Origin of the sequence: Halocynthiibacter sp. SDUM655004 (assembly GCF_026015885.1) — a bacterium.
GTDB lineage: Bacteria > Pseudomonadota > Alphaproteobacteria > Rhodobacterales > Rhodobacteraceae > Falsihalocynthiibacter > Falsihalocynthiibacter halioticoli.
This window is the reverse complement of record NZ_JAPDUG010000001.1, coordinates 1,545,954-1,560,306: the sequence shown is the minus strand read 5'-3', so window position 1 is coordinate 1,560,306 and position 14,353 is coordinate 1,545,954. Positions and strand designations below refer to the sequence as shown.

At 53.4% G+C, this 14,353-nt stretch carries 16 protein-coding genes; 8 read left to right on the top strand and 8 right to left on the bottom strand.

Translation table 11 applies throughout. From position 1 onward, the window contains the following. Window positions 1-12: 12 nt before the first annotated feature. Genes lpxD through N9C89_RS07630 form a run of 3 tightly spaced genes read left to right on the top strand, consistent with a single transcriptional unit; the run spans window position 13 to window position 2,606 of the window. On the top strand, window positions 13-1,101 hold the full coding sequence (gene lpxD, locus N9C89_RS07640) for a UDP-3-O-(3-hydroxymyristoyl)glucosamine N-acyltransferase (RefSeq protein ID WP_263953236.1): 1,089 nt from the start codon (window positions 13-15) through the stop codon (window positions 1,099-1,101). Between the two features lie 36 nt (window positions 1,102-1,137). Continuing rightward, on the top strand, window positions 1,138-1,401 hold the full coding sequence (locus N9C89_RS07635) for an acyl carrier protein (protein ID WP_263953235.1): 264 nt from the start codon (window positions 1,138-1,140) through the stop codon (window positions 1,399-1,401). After that, window positions 1,398-2,606, top strand: coding sequence for a beta-ketoacyl-[acyl-carrier-protein] synthase family protein (locus tag N9C89_RS07630; RefSeq protein ID WP_263953234.1), 1,209 nt, complete (start codon window positions 1,398-1,400; stop codon window positions 2,604-2,606). The genes N9C89_RS07635 and N9C89_RS07630 overlap by 4 nt, the downstream gene beginning before the upstream one ends. Before the next feature lie 71 nt (window positions 2,607-2,677). Here N9C89_RS07630 and N9C89_RS07625 read toward each other — a convergent pair whose 3' ends face one another. Beyond that, on the bottom strand, window positions 2,678-3,298 hold the full coding sequence (locus N9C89_RS07625; RefSeq protein ID WP_263953233.1) for an invasion associated locus B family protein: 621 nt from the start codon (window positions 3,296-3,298) through the stop codon (window positions 2,678-2,680). Between the two features lie 464 nt (window positions 3,299-3,762). Between N9C89_RS07625 and N9C89_RS07620 the strand changes: the two genes are divergently transcribed. Further along, on the top strand, window positions 3,763-5,322 hold the full coding sequence (locus N9C89_RS07620) for a DUF853 domain-containing protein (protein WP_263953232.1): 1,560 nt from the start codon (window positions 3,763-3,765) through the stop codon (window positions 5,320-5,322). On the opposite strand, the gene N9C89_RS07615 is transcribed toward N9C89_RS07620, so the two are convergent. After that, entirely contained in the window at window positions 5,319-6,098 is a 780-nt protein-coding gene (locus N9C89_RS07615; RefSeq protein ID WP_263953231.1) for an enoyl-CoA hydratase, read from the bottom strand. The genes N9C89_RS07620 and N9C89_RS07615 overlap by 4 nt on opposite strands. A gap of 56 nt (window positions 6,099-6,154) precedes the next feature. Here N9C89_RS07615 and N9C89_RS07610 point away from each other — a divergent pair, with 56 nt between their 5' ends. Then, complete coding sequence (locus N9C89_RS07610) at window positions 6,155-6,589, top strand: PaaI family thioesterase (RefSeq protein ID WP_263953230.1); 435 nt, start codon at window positions 6,155-6,157, stop codon at window positions 6,587-6,589. Between the two features lie 57 nt (window positions 6,590-6,646). Here the strand turns inward: N9C89_RS07610 and N9C89_RS07605 are convergent, their stop codons facing one another. Then, window positions 6,647-6,880, bottom strand: a complete 234-nt coding sequence (locus tag N9C89_RS07605; RefSeq protein ID WP_263953229.1) for a DUF1127 domain-containing protein — start codon at window positions 6,878-6,880, stop codon at window positions 6,647-6,649. Between the two features lie 93 nt (window positions 6,881-6,973). Here N9C89_RS07605 and N9C89_RS07600 point away from each other — a divergent pair, with 93 nt between their 5' ends. The 3 genes from N9C89_RS07600 (at window position 6,974) to rpsI (ending at window position 9,498) form a co-directional block, all read left to right on the top strand. Continuing rightward, a complete protein-coding gene (locus N9C89_RS07600; RefSeq protein ID WP_263953228.1) occupies window positions 6,974-8,368 on the top strand; it encodes a PLP-dependent aminotransferase family protein in 1,395 nt (464 codons plus the stop codon). Window positions 8,369-8,545: 177 nt separating this feature from the next. Further along, complete coding sequence (gene rplM / locus N9C89_RS07595; RefSeq protein WP_263953227.1) at window positions 8,546-9,010, top strand: 50S ribosomal protein L13; 465 nt, start codon at window positions 8,546-8,548, stop codon at window positions 9,008-9,010. A 2-nt stretch (window positions 9,011-9,012) separates the two neighbouring features. Further along, the gene (gene rpsI / locus N9C89_RS07590) at window positions 9,013-9,498 is read left to right on the top strand and encodes a 30S ribosomal protein S9 (protein WP_263953226.1); all 486 of its coding nucleotides are present in this window, start codon (window positions 9,013-9,015) and stop codon (window positions 9,496-9,498) included. Between the two features lie 136 nt (window positions 9,499-9,634). On the opposite strand, the gene N9C89_RS07585 is transcribed toward rpsI, so the two are convergent. The 5 genes from N9C89_RS07585 to N9C89_RS07565 form a co-directional block, all read right to left on the bottom strand. Beyond that, on the bottom strand, window positions 9,635-10,255 hold the full coding sequence (locus N9C89_RS07585) for a TetR/AcrR family transcriptional regulator (protein WP_263953225.1): 621 nt from the start codon (window positions 10,253-10,255) through the stop codon (window positions 9,635-9,637). Further along, on the bottom strand, window positions 10,248-11,111 hold the full coding sequence (ppk2, locus tag N9C89_RS07580) for a polyphosphate kinase 2 (RefSeq protein WP_263953224.1): 864 nt from the start codon (window positions 11,109-11,111) through the stop codon (window positions 10,248-10,250). Before ppk2 ends, N9C89_RS07585 begins: the two co-directional genes overlap by 8 nt. A gap of 56 nt (window positions 11,112-11,167) precedes the next feature. After that, window positions 11,168-12,085 carry a homoserine O-acetyltransferase MetA gene (gene metA, locus N9C89_RS07575; RefSeq protein WP_263953223.1) on the bottom strand — a complete coding sequence of 306 codons (918 nt, stop codon included), beginning with the start codon at window positions 12,083-12,085 and terminating at the stop codon, window positions 11,168-11,170. 62 nt (window positions 12,086-12,147) lie between these two features. Beyond that, window positions 12,148-13,020 carry an ATPase gene (locus N9C89_RS07570; RefSeq protein WP_263953304.1) on the bottom strand — a complete coding sequence of 291 codons (873 nt, stop codon included), beginning with the start codon at window positions 13,018-13,020 and terminating at the stop codon, window positions 12,148-12,150. Between the two features lie 126 nt (window positions 13,021-13,146). After that, window positions 13,147-14,250, bottom strand: coding sequence for a hypothetical protein (locus tag N9C89_RS07565; protein ID WP_263953222.1), 1,104 nt, complete (start codon window positions 14,248-14,250; stop codon window positions 13,147-13,149). Window positions 14,251-14,353 lie beyond the last annotated feature (103 nt).

The window sequence follows — 14,353 nt, the reverse complement described above, 5'->3', positions numbered from 1 at the left end:
TTAGGGGGCCTGATGGGACATAAGATTTCCGAGATTGCACAAGCGCTGGAGGCTCAGGCTTTTGGTGATCTGGGTATCGAGATTAACGGCGTCGCCGAGCCGAGCACGGCCGGCCCCGATGATCTGGCGCTTGCCATGAGCGAGAAATATGCCGAGGGACTCGGCACAGGAGACGCACGCGCCGCAATTGTTTGGGATGGTGCAGATTGGCAAGCATTAGGCCTTGAGGCAGCGATTGTCGTGCCGCGCCCGCGCTATGCGATGTCTGGCGTGACGAAACTTCTTGATCCTGGCCCCGTCATTCAAAACATCCACCCAACCGCCGTCATCGACCCAAGTGCCGAAGTTGGCATTGGCGCGGCCATTGGGCCGTTTGTTGTAATTGGCCAGGGCGTTTGTATCGGGCAAAACGCCCGTATCGCCGCGCATTGCAGCATCGCGGAAGGTGCACGCATCGGTGACAACGCTCTGCTGCATTCTGGAGTGCGTATCGGTGCGCGCGTGAAAATAGGTAATGATTTTATTGCGCAGCCAGGAGCCGTTGTTGGTTCTGACGGGTTTTCGTTTGTGACGCCCGAAAAATCCGGCGTTGAAAAGGCCCGTGAAAGCCTTGGTGATCAGGGGGATGTACAAGCCCAAAGCTGGACCCGCATTCACAGCCTCGGTGCTGTTGAGATCGGTGATAACGTTGAACTTGGCGCCAATGTCGCGATTGACCGTGGTACGATCCGCGACACAAAAATTGGCAATGGAACCAAGCTCGATAACCTCGTTCATATTGGCCATAATGTTGAAATCGGCGAAGATTGCCTTTTGTGTGGGCAAGTCGGTATTGCAGGCTCGACCCGCATCGGCAACCGCGTTGTGATGGCGGGGCAATGCGGCTGTTCGGATAATATTTTCGTCGGCGACGATGTGGTGGCCGGTGGCGCAACAAAGATGTTCAGCAATGTGCCCGCGGGGCGCGTTGTCTTGGGCAGTCCGGCGGTCAAAATGGAAACCCAAATGGAAATCCAGAAATCACTCCGCCGCTTGCCCAGAATGATGCAACAAATCCGAGACCTTCAAAAAGCTGTTTCAAAAAACGGTCAAAAGGAATAAAGCAGCAGCAAGAGTGAGCCCAAGAAAGGGCAGGAAATGCCAGACGTACAAGAAAAGATCATCGAAATCATTGCCGAGCAGGCCGTTCTTGAGCCTTCGGATGTTACAATGGATGCCACGCTGGAAAGCCTCGGCATCGACAGCCTTGGCCTTGTTGAATCGATCTTTGCCATCGAAGAAGCCTTTGATATTCAAGTGCCTTTCAACGCAAACGATCCGAGCGAGAGTGATTTTGACATCTCCTCTGTCGCCTCGATCGTGAACGCCGTTCGTAGCCTAGTGGAAGAGCAAGCCGCGTGAAGCGTGTTGTTATTACGGGGCAGGGCTCGATCAACGCGCTTGGCCATTCTGCTGTTGAAACCATGGAGGCCATGCGGGAAGCCACCTGTGGAATCAAGCAACTCGACTTTCGCGATGTAGATCGGCTCTCGATCAAAATTGGCGGGCAAGTCACCGGATTTGACGCCGAGTCACAGTTCAATCGCCAGCAAATAGCGCTCTATGACCGCTATACGCAATTCACGTTGCATGCCGCCAAAGAGGCGATGGCCCAGTCGGGTATCGAATTCAGTGGCGAACTTGCGCAGCGTTCCGGTGTGATCCTTGGGACAGCTGGTGGCGGGATGAACACCCAAGACGAGAATTACCGCACCGTTTATGAAGAGGGCAAAAACCGCGTTCATCCGTTCGTGGTGCCAAAACTCATGAACAATGCCGCGACCAGCCATCTCTCTATGACATATAACGTCATGGGGCCGTGTTTTACTGTTGCGACGGCTTGCGCGAGTTCGAACCATGCCATGGGGCAAGCGTTTAACATGATCCGCTGTGGCATGGCTGATGCGATGCTGACGGGTGGCTCCGAAAGTATGCTTTGCTTCGGTGGCGTTAAAGCTTGGGAAGGCCTGCGCGTGATGAGCCGCGATGTCTGTCGCCCGTTCTCTGCCAATCGCAATGGAATGGTGCAGGGCGAAGGGGCAGCTGTTTTTGTGTTCGAGGAATATGAACACGCCCGCAAACGTGGTGCAGAGATACTTGCCGAAGTCACGGGCTTTGCCATGACTTCTGATGCGGCTGACATCGTTATGCCAAGCAAACAAGGTGCGGCACGGGCGATCTCGGGCGCTTTAGCTGACGCCAAGCTTAATGCTTCGGATGTTGGCTATATCAACGCGCATGGCACTGGAACTGCGGCGAACGATAAAACCGAATGCGCAGCCGTGTCAGATGTGTTCGGCACGGCGGCGGATGATTTGATGATCAGTTCGACCAAATCCATGCATGGCCATCTTATTGGCGGTACTGGCGCTGTTGAACTTCTGGCCTGTGTAATGGCTCTAAAAGACGGGGTGATCGCTCCGACTATTGGGTATGAACAGGAAGACCCCGAATGTGCGCTGAATGTGGTGCCGAATGTGGCGCGCGAGGCAAAGGTTGATCACGTCTTGTCAAACGCATTTGCCTTTGGCGGATTGAATGCAGTTCTTGCCCTAAGCCGAATTTAACCAAAGCTAAACTACAAATGGAAAAGGCAGCCAATTCGGCTGCCTTCGTCTATTTCGCAAATTCAGTATGATTACTGCGCGGCGGCAATTTCCTGAATTTTGGTATAGGCCGCTGTGAAGCCCGAAAGCGACATATAGGCTTCAACTTCGGTGTTCGGCGCTTGGACCGGCACGAGTTTCACAGTGCCTTTAGTACCTTCCTTAAAGCCTTCGATATCTGTGTTGGTCAGGCCAACGCGCGCAACACACCCAATGTTCGAGCAGAAAGTGTAGGGGTAACGGCGGCCTTCGTTTTCGTCTACGATCAGAACCACACCTTGCTCAAGCATAGTGCCAAGCGGTGTGATGATCGTTGCGCCTGCGGCAACAAGGCCAGCGTCTTTCAACGGATAGAGCGAAATCTCCGCAACGTCTGCTTCAGCGTTCGAGATAAGTTGATAGAGCTGGCAAGGGTCTACACCATTCTCTGTTTTCGCGCAGCGGATGTCCCAATCGCCGTGGGATTCAAGCAAGTACTCTTGCCCAACCTGTGCGTTTTCTTTGCTTGGAAGGCCCGGATTTACAGGCTCGCCTTGAGATAAACCAACTGCAGCGTCATTGCTTTCGGAATTGGCGTCCGCATCCTGTGCAAACATTGGTGCAGCCGCAGACAATCCGGCGACAAGCGCTACAGAACCAAGGAATTTTTTCATTTGTACTCGCGTCCTCTAAATTGATTTGCACCGATTTAACATGGATAAAATGCGATGTCAGAAAAACATGCACAGGTTCACCTGTGGTCGGCGGATTTTTGTCAAGCTTGAAACAGATCTCGCCGCGCGCACCTGTAATCGAGGAATGTCTCGCAGGCTTTTGTTTTGGAAAAGAAAAAGGGCTCTGAAGTACAGAACCCTTTTCCTGATTTTTGCTCCCTGTCGGACGGGCCGACTTATTGATCAAAAACCTACGAGGTGATTTTAAATGCGTCAACAGGGAAGTTTGTGAAAACATTCAAATTTTCGAAAAAAGGCCGCGCCACGAAGGCACGGCCAGTCTAACAGGGAGGAAATCAGTTCAAACAACTAAAGACAACGGCTTGAACTCCTCCTAGATTGAGCGAAAGAGGTTAATAAATTGTTGTCCTTAGCCGGAATTATTTTGGGCGCATGGAGTGATTATGACAGACGAGATTTTTATCGGTGGCGGCGGAGAAGAGTATGCACTGCCACAGGGGTTGAAACTGAAATACGCCAACCGACACGGGCTTATCGCAGGAGCAACCGGAACCGGCAAGACAGTGACGCTCCAAATCCTCGCTGAAGGATTCGCCGCAGAGGGCGTTCCTGTCTTTCTGTCTGATGTGAAGGGCGATCTCTCTGGATTGGCGGCTTCAGGGCGTGCGGATTTCAAATTGCATGAGGCTTTTACCAGCCGCGCTGCGAAAATTGGATTTGATACGTATTCATATCGTAAGTTTCCCGTGACGTTCTGGGATTTGTTTGGCGAGCAGGGTCACCCCGTTCGGACAACAGTTGCCGAGATGGGGCCACTCTTGTTGTCACGGATGCTGCAATTGACCGAGGCACAAGAAGGCGTTTTGAATATTGCGTTTCGGATGGCGGATGAAGAGGGTTTACCGCTTCTTGATCTAAAAGACCTGCAGGCGTTGCTTGTTTGGCTGGGAGAGAATTCAGGCAATCTTACTCTTCGCTACGGAACCATTTCGTCCCAATCTATCGGTGTGATTCAGCGGCGGTTGCTGGTTCTGGAAAATCAGGGTGGAGCAAAACTGTTTGGCGAACCTGCGCTCGCCCTTAGCGACCTCGTGCTGCAAACCGAAACAGGCGAAGGGCGCATTAACATTCTTGCGGCAGATAAGCTCATGGGCGCCCCGACGCTTTACGCCACCTTCCTGCTTTGGTTGTTGTCGGAATTGTTTGAGGAGCTTCCAGAAGTGGGCGACCCCGACAAACCGAAGCTTGTTTTCTTCTTTGATGAGGCACACCTGCTTTTTGACGGCGCAAGCAAAGCGTTGATCGATAAAGTAGAGCAGGTTGCGCGTTTGATCCGATCCAAAGGTGTTGGTGTCTTTTTCATTACGCAAAACCCTGATGACGTGCCCGAAGATATTCTTGGACAATTGGGGAATCGCGTCCAACACGCGCTGCGGGCCTTTACGGCACGTGACCGTAAGGCGCTTCGTATGGCTGCGGAGACCTATCGGGAAAATCCGCGGTTCTCGACCGAAGAAGCCATTCGCGAAGTCGGTGTGGGCGAGGCTGTAACCTCGATGCTCGAGAAAAAGGGCGTGCCTGGCATTGTGGAGCGTACCCTAATCCGCCCGCCATCATCACAACTTGGCCCGCTCGATTCAGATGCGCGGCGCGCGGTGATTGCAGAGTCGCCGGTTGCAGGGAAATATGAAACCGTTCTGGATCGGTCTTCTGCTTATGAAATATTGGCGAAACGCGCCGATGAAGCCGCTTTGGCAGCAGAGAAAGACGAGGAGGGGCTCGATGATCTCGCACCGATGGAACGCGAATATAAAACCGCGCGGAGATATTCCGGCGGACGCGTCGGGCGAAGTTCCGCGAAAGCACCGAAAACCGTTCAGAGCCGCAGCCGTAAGGTGAGCCTGACAGACGCACTGACCAATGCGGTGATTAAAGAGATGAACGGCACGACAGGGCGACGGCTTGTTCGCGGCATTCTAGGTGGTCTGTTTAAGGGGCGCTAATCCCAGTTCGGCGCACGTTTTTCAAGGAAGGCCGCAATGCCTTCTTGAGTGTCATCAAGCGCGAGATTGCGGGCCATCACATCGCCAGTATAGGCATAGGCCTTGTCCAGAGGCAGTTCGAGCTGCTTGTAAAAGGCCTCCTTGCCGAGTTTGACCACCGCACCGCGCTTCGCGGCGATCTTTTCAGCGAGCTCTCTGGTCGCGGTGGCCAGTTCTGCTTCAGGAACGGCGTGGTTAATCAGCCCATGCGTTTCGGCTTCTGCCGCGGTCAGAAACTCACCTGTTGTTAGCAGCTCAAACGCTTTCTTGCGTGAGATGTTCCTTGAAAGCGCGACCATCGGTGTTGAGCAAAATAGCCCGATATTCACACCGTTCACGCCAAAGCGCGTGGTGTCTGCGGCAACGGCAAGGTCACAACTGGCCACAAGCTGACAGCCCGCCGCCGTCGCCACGCCATGAACTTGCGCGATTACGGGTTGGGGCAGGTCGCGGAGGGTCAGAACCATTTTGGCGCAGCGCTGAAACAGATCGGCATAATAGGAGTCACCGCGCTCTTCTTTGCGTGCGGTCATTTGCTTGAGGTCGTGCCCCGCGCAAAAAGCCTTGCCCTCACCACGCAGGATCACCACGCGGATTTTAGGGTCGTTGCCGATACGCAGGAGGCTCCCCGTCAGCGCTTCGATCATCTCATCCGACAACGCATTAAGGTTCTTAGGGCTGCTCATGGTAAGTGTGACAACGCCTTCGGTGCCTTCTTGAACAACAATCCCAACCATCTTGCATCTCCTTCTCTTTACAGGGAAAGTCTAGCACAGGAAGTGCGGAGGCAGGAATGAAATTGAAAATGGATCGTGCGGAGTTGAACGACTTTCTGCAGGAGGCGTTCCCTCAAGTCGCTGCGGATTTCGAGGTCGAGGAAGTTAGCGCAGAGACGTTGCGGGTTCGTATGAAGATCACGGAGAGGAACCTGCGCCCTGGAGGAACGGTTTCTGGTCCTGCGATGTTCTCGCTGGCTGATGTCGCAATTTATCTGGCGGTTTTGGCAAGGATCGGCCCAGTAGCGCTCGCTGTTACAACAAACGCCAATATTGATTTCATGCGTAAACCCGTGGCTGGAGAAGATTTGCTTGCCGAGGCGCGTATCTTGAAGCTTGGGAAGTCTCTGGCGGTCGGAGATGTATTGATACAATCCGAAGGTATGGAGGCGCCGGTTGCGCGCGCCTCACTGACTTATGCGATCCCGCCGAAGCGCGAAGATAACCGGTAATGATACAAAAAAGACCGGGGAAAACCCCGGTCAGTTTGGTTCTGGAAGAGGGGATGTCTAATCCTGCCAGAACTTTTTGCGCGTTTCCTTGAGGGCTGTCGAACGAGTGAGTCCGATATCCTTTAAGTGATGGTCAGATAAGTGTAAAAGGGCTGTTCGCGTGCGGCGGCGCTGTTCCCATTTTGTCAGGACAACTGCCACGCGAAGCGCCATCAGCCCCAGTGCGGGGATGGATTTACGGCTTTGCAAGTAATGCAAAGGTTGGGCGTGGGGTGCAGTTGAGTAAGCCATGGGGCTGTCCTTTTGTGTATTGATACAATCCTGAAGTTGTTCTATTCAATACTGATACAATTGCGAATGCACCGTGTCTAATGAAAGATTGTAATGAATACAATTTGGTTTCCTGATCTATCCGAAGCGGAAGGTCCAAAGTATCGCGCGCTGGCCAAAGCTATTCGCGAAGCCGTTGTTGATGGACGTTTACCTGTCGGCGAAAAGCTCCCCCCAGTGCGAGAGGTTGCTTGGCAGCTACAGATCACGCCTGGCACGGTTGCGCGGGCCTATTCGATCCTTGTGGATGATGGTGTGCTTGAGGCGGCGGTCGGTCGCGGTACCTTTGTTGCGCAGCGGCTTATGCGGTCTGATCTGCCGGAAGACAGCCTGATCAACATTGTTCGCAACCACAATCACATTGATTTTCGTGGGTGCCGTGTTCCTGATGTGGGGCAGGGGAAGATTATCAATCGGCATATGATCGAGGCCGCCAAACGCGCAGAAGATACCTATGTTGATTATCCGACGTCCTCGTCCGATGCGGCGGCGCGCAAAGCGGTTTGCCATTGGATCGGAGAGGATCATGTCGGGAGGTTTGAGGCGGATAATGTCGTGCTCGGACTGGGCGCGCAGAACTGCACAATCCTAGCGCTTCAGGCACTGCTGCGTGGGGTTCGACCGGTCATCATGACGGAGCAACTGGCCTATCCCGGTGTGCGCCGTGCAGCGCAGCTTTTGCGGGCCGAGCTAGTTGGGCTTCGGATGGATGGGGAGGGTATTCGGCCCGATGCCTTCGAAGAAGCCATTCGCCAGCAAGGCGGGCAGGTCCTGCTGACTGCGGCGGAAGTTCATAGCCCAACCACAATTCGAACTCCGTATTCTCGCAAACGAGAGCTCGCAGAAATTGCACGGCGGTATGCGGTGCAAATTATTGAGGATGATTGCCACAGGATCGCTGCTCCGCAGGCTCCCGCGTATCGTGCAATCTTGCCGGAGCAATCTTGGTACATTGGATCGCTTACCAAAAGCGTTGCTGCGAGTTTGCGGTTTGGCTTTTTGGTGGCGCCTTCGGAGTATTCACGCATGGCGCGGCAGGTCTCGCAAGGCAATTTCTATGGGCTACCGCAACCGATCCTCGACCTATGCGAAACACTGATCATGAGCGGAGAGGCCAGCGATATTCGAAAACGTGTTGTCGCGAGTTGCGAAGATCGGGTGCAGAATGCCGTTAACATCCTTGGTCAATGGGATATTCGATGGCGCCCCGATGCTCCGTTCCTTTGGCTCAAGATGCCACAAGGGTGGCGTGGCTCTCGGTTTGCGCTGGTGTGTGGTGAGCAGGGGATACGTGTGAAGCCTGCTGATGAGTTTGCTCTGTCTGATGCAGAGTCTCCGAATGCGGTTCGTATCGCGGTAAACCGTCCCGGTAACGATGCGCGTGGCAAAGCCGCGCTTCACCGGCTGAACGAGATTCTTCAACAGCATGCATTGGAACCTGAAATTTAGCGAATTTCGGGCAAAACTAATGGGGTATTATTTTACCTTATTTGTACTGCGTTGTTTTTGCTTGAAAAAACGCGTCCTTTTGTGCTTGTTTCTGCATGAAACCCCTTTATAAACCGCCCATCAATTAATTGCAGAGCCGAGGGCTTTGCACTCATTCGGAAACGATAGGGTAAATTCATGAAAACCTTCTCTGCAACACCTGCGGATATCGAAAAGAAATGGATCATCATCGACGCTGAAGGCGTTGTTCTTGGCCGTCTCGCTTCGATCATCGCAATGCGCCTGCGCGGCAAGCACAAGCCTACGTTCACTCCTTCGATGGACATGGGCGACAACGTGATTGTCATTAACGCTGACAAAATCCAGCTCACTGGTAAAAAGCGCGACGACAAGATCTATTACTGGCACACTGGCCACCCAGGTGGCATCAAGCAGCGCACAGCACGCCAAATCATCGAAGGCGAGCACCCAGAGCGCGTGGTTACTAAAGCCGTTCAGCGTATGCTTCCAGGCAACCGCCTGAGCCGTCAGCTTATGACAAACCTGCGCGTATACGCAGGTACAGAGCACGGCCACGAAGCCCAGTCTCCTGAAGTGCTGGACGTTAAATCCATGAACTCCAAAAACGCGCGGGGTGCATAAGCATGTCTGACGAAATCAAAACACTCGACGATCTGAACACCGTTGTTGAAGGTGTTGCCGAAGTTGAAACTGCGGCTCCTCGTGAGCCAGTTCGTGACGAGCTTGGCCGTTCCTATGCAACTGGTAAGCGTAAAGACGCGGTTGCACGCGTTTGGATCAAGCCAGGTTCCGGCAAAGTGACCGTGAACGGCAAAGAGCAAAACGTATACTTTGCGCGCCCAGTGCTTCAAATGATCCTTGCCCAGCCTTTCCAGGTTGCTGGCGTTGAAGGTGAATTTGACGTTGTTGCAACTGTTAAAGGCGGTGGCCTTTCTGGTCAGGCTGGTGCGGTTAAGCACGGCATCTCCAAAGCTCTGCAGCTTTACGAACCCTCCTTGCGCGGCGCTCTGAAAGCAGCCGGTTTCCTCACACGCGACAGCCGTGTTGTTGAGCGTAAGAAGTTCGGTAAAGCCAAAGCGCGTAAGAGCTTCCAGTTCTCCAAGCGTTAATCGTTTCGGGACAGTGCAAGATTTCAAAGGGCTCGCAGGTTTGCGGGCCCTTTTTGTATGCTTGGCAGATTGAAAGATCGTCGAGGAAGCTATTTTTAGTTCTTGAGGAAATCTAGCGGAAACCACGGCGGTTCAGCTAGCTATCCTTCTCGATAAGCCCAAGACCCCGCAGGTAAATCCCGATGCCGCTTTCAAGCAAGTCTTCGGGCGGGAATGGCGCGATCGAACCAGGGGCCGTACGCGCGAAAAGTTCAACCACACCATGAGACATCGCGAGTATATGGGCTGAGAACATACTTGCGGGGGGGCGTTTGTCTGCTGGGATATGCTGAGACAACTCCTCGGCCGCCTTTTCGAGAATACCATTGGCACGTTTGGCGGCCGCGGCGAGTTCTGGTGTCCGGTTAACAGAGATCCCGCTTTCGAACATAGCGACGTAGTGGCCGGGATAGCGGCGGGCAAAGGCGAGATACGCGCGCCCTGTGGCTTCGAAACTTGCGAGCGCTGAGGGTTGGCCTGTGGAATAGGCGTATTCCATCAAATCCCCGAAAATCTCATAGCCCTGTCGAGCAGCCTCTGCGATGAGGTCTTCGCGTCCTTCGAAGTGCCGATACACCGCAGCAGGGGTCACGCCCGCGCGTTTGGCCGCTTCGGAAAGAGTAAACCCTGTCGGCCCTTTTTGTTCAATCAAGCCAAGTGCCGCTTCGACGAGTGCTTCTCGAAGGTTGCCGTGATGATATCCGCGCTTTTTAGCCATGCCAGATTTCCGGCCCGCCGGTTATTGATGTGTCTAGGTCGGGAACGGGGTTTTTCCCTTTGTAATCAATTCCGTGCAGGACAGATTTAATCACTTCAAGCCGTGCGCGGCGCTTGTCGTCGGAACGTATGACCGTCCATGGCGCATAGTCGAAATGGCTCTTCTCGAACGTCTCGCGAATTGCGTCCGAATAAGTATCCCAGCGTTTCAGGCCTTCCACATCGATCCAGCTTAGTTTCCATTGCTTGAGTGGATCTTGCTCGCGTTCGAGGAAGCGGCGGAGTTGCTCTGCGCGGCTGACGTTGAGCCAGATTTTAACGAAATGATAGCCTTCGTCGGCGAGCATCATTTCAAAACTCGGCAATTGCGAGAAGAAATGCGCGCGTTCGCTCGCAGTGCAGAAATCGAAAACGTGTTCGACAACGCCGCGGTTGTACCAACTGCGATCAAACAACGCGAATTCGCCCTCTGTAGGGAGGTGATCAACATATCGCTGGAAAAACCACTCTCCGCTTTCGCGATCTGTGGGTTTCGAGAGCGCTACAATCCGCGCTACTCGTGGATTAAGATTCTCGCGTAAACGCTTGATACAGCCGCCTTTTCCTGCCGCATCACGGCCTTCGAAAACGACGATTACACGCTTTCCCGTTGCTTTGACATCGGCTTGTAGCTTAACCAATTCACACTGAAGCGCGTCCATTTCGTCTTCGTAGTCTTTGCGCTTCATCAACTGATCATAGGGGTAATCCGGCGCGAGAATCTCGTCCTTGTCCGCGGCTTGAATAGCGGCGCGAACCTCTTCTGGTGCGTCATTGGTGAAAAACGCGCTAATCGCTCCGTCAAAGGGCAATTGCATAGCCTGCCTCCCTATTTCTATCGAGTATGACGCGCAAATCTCGCCGTATCAATGGCTTAGGTGCCGATTTTGGCGAGGTCAAACGGTGTTGTCTGATAGATTTCGTTCAACCAATTCCCATAGAGCAGGTGCGCGTGACTGCGCCATCTGTTCTGCGGGGTCTGGGTTGGGTCATCGTTCGGATAATAATTCTGCGGCACATTGATTGGCGTACCGTCGGCAATGTCGCGATCGTATTCTTCTTTGAGTGTGCCGCTGTCATATTCAAAGTGATTGAAAATATAGAGCGCTCGGTGGTCCGGATCCTGAACAAGACAAGGTCCGGCTTCCTCACTGCCGAGCAGTGTTGTGACATTATCCGTGGCGTCTATCTCGTCCTGCCGAATCTCTGTCCAGCGCGAAACGGGTACGACGCAATCATCTGAAAATCCACGCAAAAACGGCGAATTCGGTTTGAGGTTCTGATGGCGGAAGCAGCCGAACAGCTTGTGGTCCAGCAAATGCTTTTTAATGCCATGGAAGTGGTTGATCATGGCCATGCCGCCCCAACAAATTCCAAGTGTCGAATGCACATTGGTTTGGGTCCAGTCCATGACTTCAACCAACTCGTCCCAATAGGTCACATCTTCAAAGGGCAGGTGCTCAATTGGAGCGCCTGTGATGAGGAGACCGTCGAACTTACGATCCTTAACGTCGGAGAATGCGTGATAGAACGCTTCCATATGCTCCGCCGCGGTGTTCTTGGTCTGATGCTCGCTCATACGGATCAAAGTGAGCTCGATCTGGAGCGGCGTTGCACCGATCAGGCGGGCAAACTGCGTTTCAGTCTGGATTTTCTTGGGCATCAAGTTGAGAAGACCGATTTGCAGCGGGCGAATATCCTGCCGAGCGGCCAGCTTCTCGTCCATCACCATAACGCCCTCGTTCGACAGAACGGAGTAAGCGGGCAGGTCGGATGGAATCTTGATGGGCATTGGTCACTCTCTTTGTGAGATTGGTGTGTTGCTTGAAGGTTATTGACTACGGAGTGCTAGACTTAAGCGGCCTTTGCGCGCTTCTCAAGGGCCTTCCCGATGAGGGCGACAAAGGCGTCAGGTGTGGTGGATTGCGCTACGTCTTCCGCACAAACGCTCACGCCCCAATTTTCCGCCATGGCAGCATAGCGCGGTTGGCGGGCTTCCAGCGCTCGAGCATAGGCGGAGCGAACGAAATCATCAGGATTAACTTCGCCTTCTTGTAGTTTGTTATCACTTAAGTATTCGCTCCAAACCCTTTCGAGAAACTCTGGCTGATAGTACATCGGCTTGGGGCTTTTATCGAAGCGGGAGATAAGCGCGTCGGTATGGGCTTCGCTACCTTGGATCCAGACCATAAGGGTGTTTTCGGCAAGGGATTTCAGTACGGGATCATTTTCGTCCCATGGATCAACGACTTCGCAAATTGAACCGCCGGTGTCGCAGACAAAATTGGGATAGCCATAGAGCGCTTTGGCACGGTTTATGAAATGCGGGGTGTCCTGCAGAGCGTTGATTTCGGCGGTACGGTGGAGGTCTTGGCGGCGGCGGTATTCTTTACAAGGAAGTCCGCCTAGATCAGGATTGCCCGGCTTGCCGAGGTAGGTCGAGAGCGGCGCGAGGTTGTTGAAGGTTATGTTGGAGCCGATATAGATGCTGTCGCTGCGTAGAAGTTCCGCGAGGAAAGGGTCCTTCATCGCGTGGAATTTGAAATTGTCGACGATGTGTTCACCCATGTAACGGGTGCCAATGCGATAATCGATTGAATAGTGAAACCACGCGCCAGTTGCCCGCAACATATTGGAGACATGCGTTTTTCCAAGGCCGGACATTCCAAAAAGGAGAACCTTTTTGTTCGGGGATGCAAGCCAGTCTTTTGCGGCGGGGATCATGATGCGGCCTCTGTACAGTTTGCCCTGTCCTAGCCAGCGGAATGGAGTGGGTCAATTGCCGTTAAAACCAAGGCAAAAGAAAAGGCCCCGCCGTTGCTGGCAGGGCCCAATTTGTTTGGTATCGAAGCTTTAGTAGCTAAAGCCGATACGAACGCCAGCGCCGATTGCAGAGTTGTCGTCGAACGTTGTTGTTCCGAAAGCGCCAAGATCAGTGTTGGCTTCACCAATTGCGGCGTATTGAATGCCGGCGGTGATTTTCATGTTGTCATGTGTGTAGGATGCTGCAACGCCGACAGTTGTGTAGCCATTTGTCGGCCCGAGGTTGCCGGTAAAGCCGGAGCTTTGTCCTTCGTATCCAATTGTGAGTGCACCAGACCATGCGTCAGTGAACTGACGGCCGATACCGAGACGGTAGCTGACGGTATCTTCGTCGTAGGACACGAGCGAGTCGCCACCTGTCGCCATGGCATAGCCAGCAGGCGAGATGTCGAACTCAGACCAGTCAACCCAACGTACGACGCCAAAGAGGAGCGTGTCTGCTGCAATGCCTGTCTGAAACTCGAGGTTTACCGACTGTGGCATAGTCGTTTCAAATGGTAGGCTTGGCGCGCCATTTTCTTCGACGGAAAACTCGTGCGTGATTGCGGAGTTATAGGTCAGAGCCACGCGCAACGCGATATCTGGCCGTTCATACGCCACACCGGCGAGGTAGCCATAGTCAGCCTGACGATTGGTGCTCATGGTATAACCTTGCAAAGGAATATCAACTTTGCCCGATGCAGTTCCCACGCGCATACCACCATAGACGCTTACGTTCTCGTTGGCTTGATAGCGAACAATTGCCGTAAGGTTGGTGATATCAACTTGAGCAGTTGTCCCTTGAAGCGGGTAGGCCGTACCATATGGGAACGGCAAATCCGTGCTTGTCGGGTAAGCGACATCCGCACCGTGAGGCTCGGACAGCTGGATACCAACATGCCACTGATCGTTCAGTTGCGTTTTGTAAGACAGGCTACCCGTGGTGTAGCTCTCGAGCATGTCACCGGATGTAACGGATGGTGCAGCATCAAGGCTACCACTCACTGAGGGGTTCACATGGCCGAGAGCGATTTCGGCATAAGAACCCTTCTCGAACATGAACAGGACGCTTTGATCAGCCCGCTCAAGGCCACCGGCGTGTGCTGCGATGGTTGAGCTGGCGAGAATCGCGCCTGTGCTTAGTAGTTTATTCATCTTCCCTCCCAAAGGAATTCGCGTTTGTTGGTACAGGCTGGAAACAATCCTATAAATCGTCAACGTAAACGCCGCGTAAACTAAGCCAGCGTTTCGCAACTGT

Bases quoted from the DNA above. Each gene is read 5' to 3' on its own strand.
- N9C89_RS07610 (WP_263953230.1), top strand. From the start codon at position 6,155: ATGAAATTGAAAATGGATCGTGCGGAGTTGAACGACTTTCTGCAGGAG.
- N9C89_RS07605 (WP_263953229.1), bottom strand. From the start codon at position 6,880: ATGGCTTACTCAACTGCACCCCACGCCCAACCTTTGCATTACTTGCAA.
- N9C89_RS07635 (WP_263953235.1), top strand. From the start codon at position 1,138: ATGCCAGACGTACAAGAAAAGATCATCGAAATCATTGCCGAGCAGGCC.
- N9C89_RS07615 (WP_263953231.1), bottom strand. From the start codon at position 6,098: ATGGTTGGGATTGTTGTTCAAGAAGGCACCGAAGGCGTTGTCACACTT.
- N9C89_RS07625 (WP_263953233.1), bottom strand. From the start codon at position 3,298: ATGAAAAAATTCCTTGGTTCTGTAGCGCTTGTCGCCGGATTGTCTGCG.
- N9C89_RS07620 (WP_263953232.1), top strand. From the start codon at position 3,763: ATGACAGACGAGATTTTTATCGGTGGCGGCGGAGAAGAGTATGCACTG.
- N9C89_RS07565 (WP_263953222.1), bottom strand. From the start codon at position 14,250: ATGAATAAACTACTAAGCACAGGCGCGATTCTCGCCAGCTCAACCATC.
- ppk2 (WP_263953224.1), bottom strand. From the start codon at position 11,111: ATGCAATTGCCCTTTGACGGAGCGATTAGCGCGTTTTTCACCAATGAC.
- rplM (WP_263953227.1), top strand. From the start codon at position 8,546: ATGAAAACCTTCTCTGCAACACCTGCGGATATCGAAAAGAAATGGATC.
- metA (WP_263953223.1), bottom strand. From the start codon at position 12,085: ATGCCCATCAAGATTCCATCCGACCTGCCCGCTTACTCCGTTCTGTCG.
- N9C89_RS07585 (WP_263953225.1), bottom strand. From the start codon at position 10,255: ATGGCTAAAAAGCGCGGATATCATCACGGCAACCTTCGAGAAGCACTC.
- N9C89_RS07600 (WP_263953228.1), top strand. From the start codon at position 6,974: ATGAATACAATTTGGTTTCCTGATCTATCCGAAGCGGAAGGTCCAAAG.
- rpsI (WP_263953226.1), top strand. From the start codon at position 9,013: ATGTCTGACGAAATCAAAACACTCGACGATCTGAACACCGTTGTTGAA.
- lpxD (WP_263953236.1), top strand. From the start codon at position 13: ATGGGACATAAGATTTCCGAGATTGCACAAGCGCTGGAGGCTCAGGCT.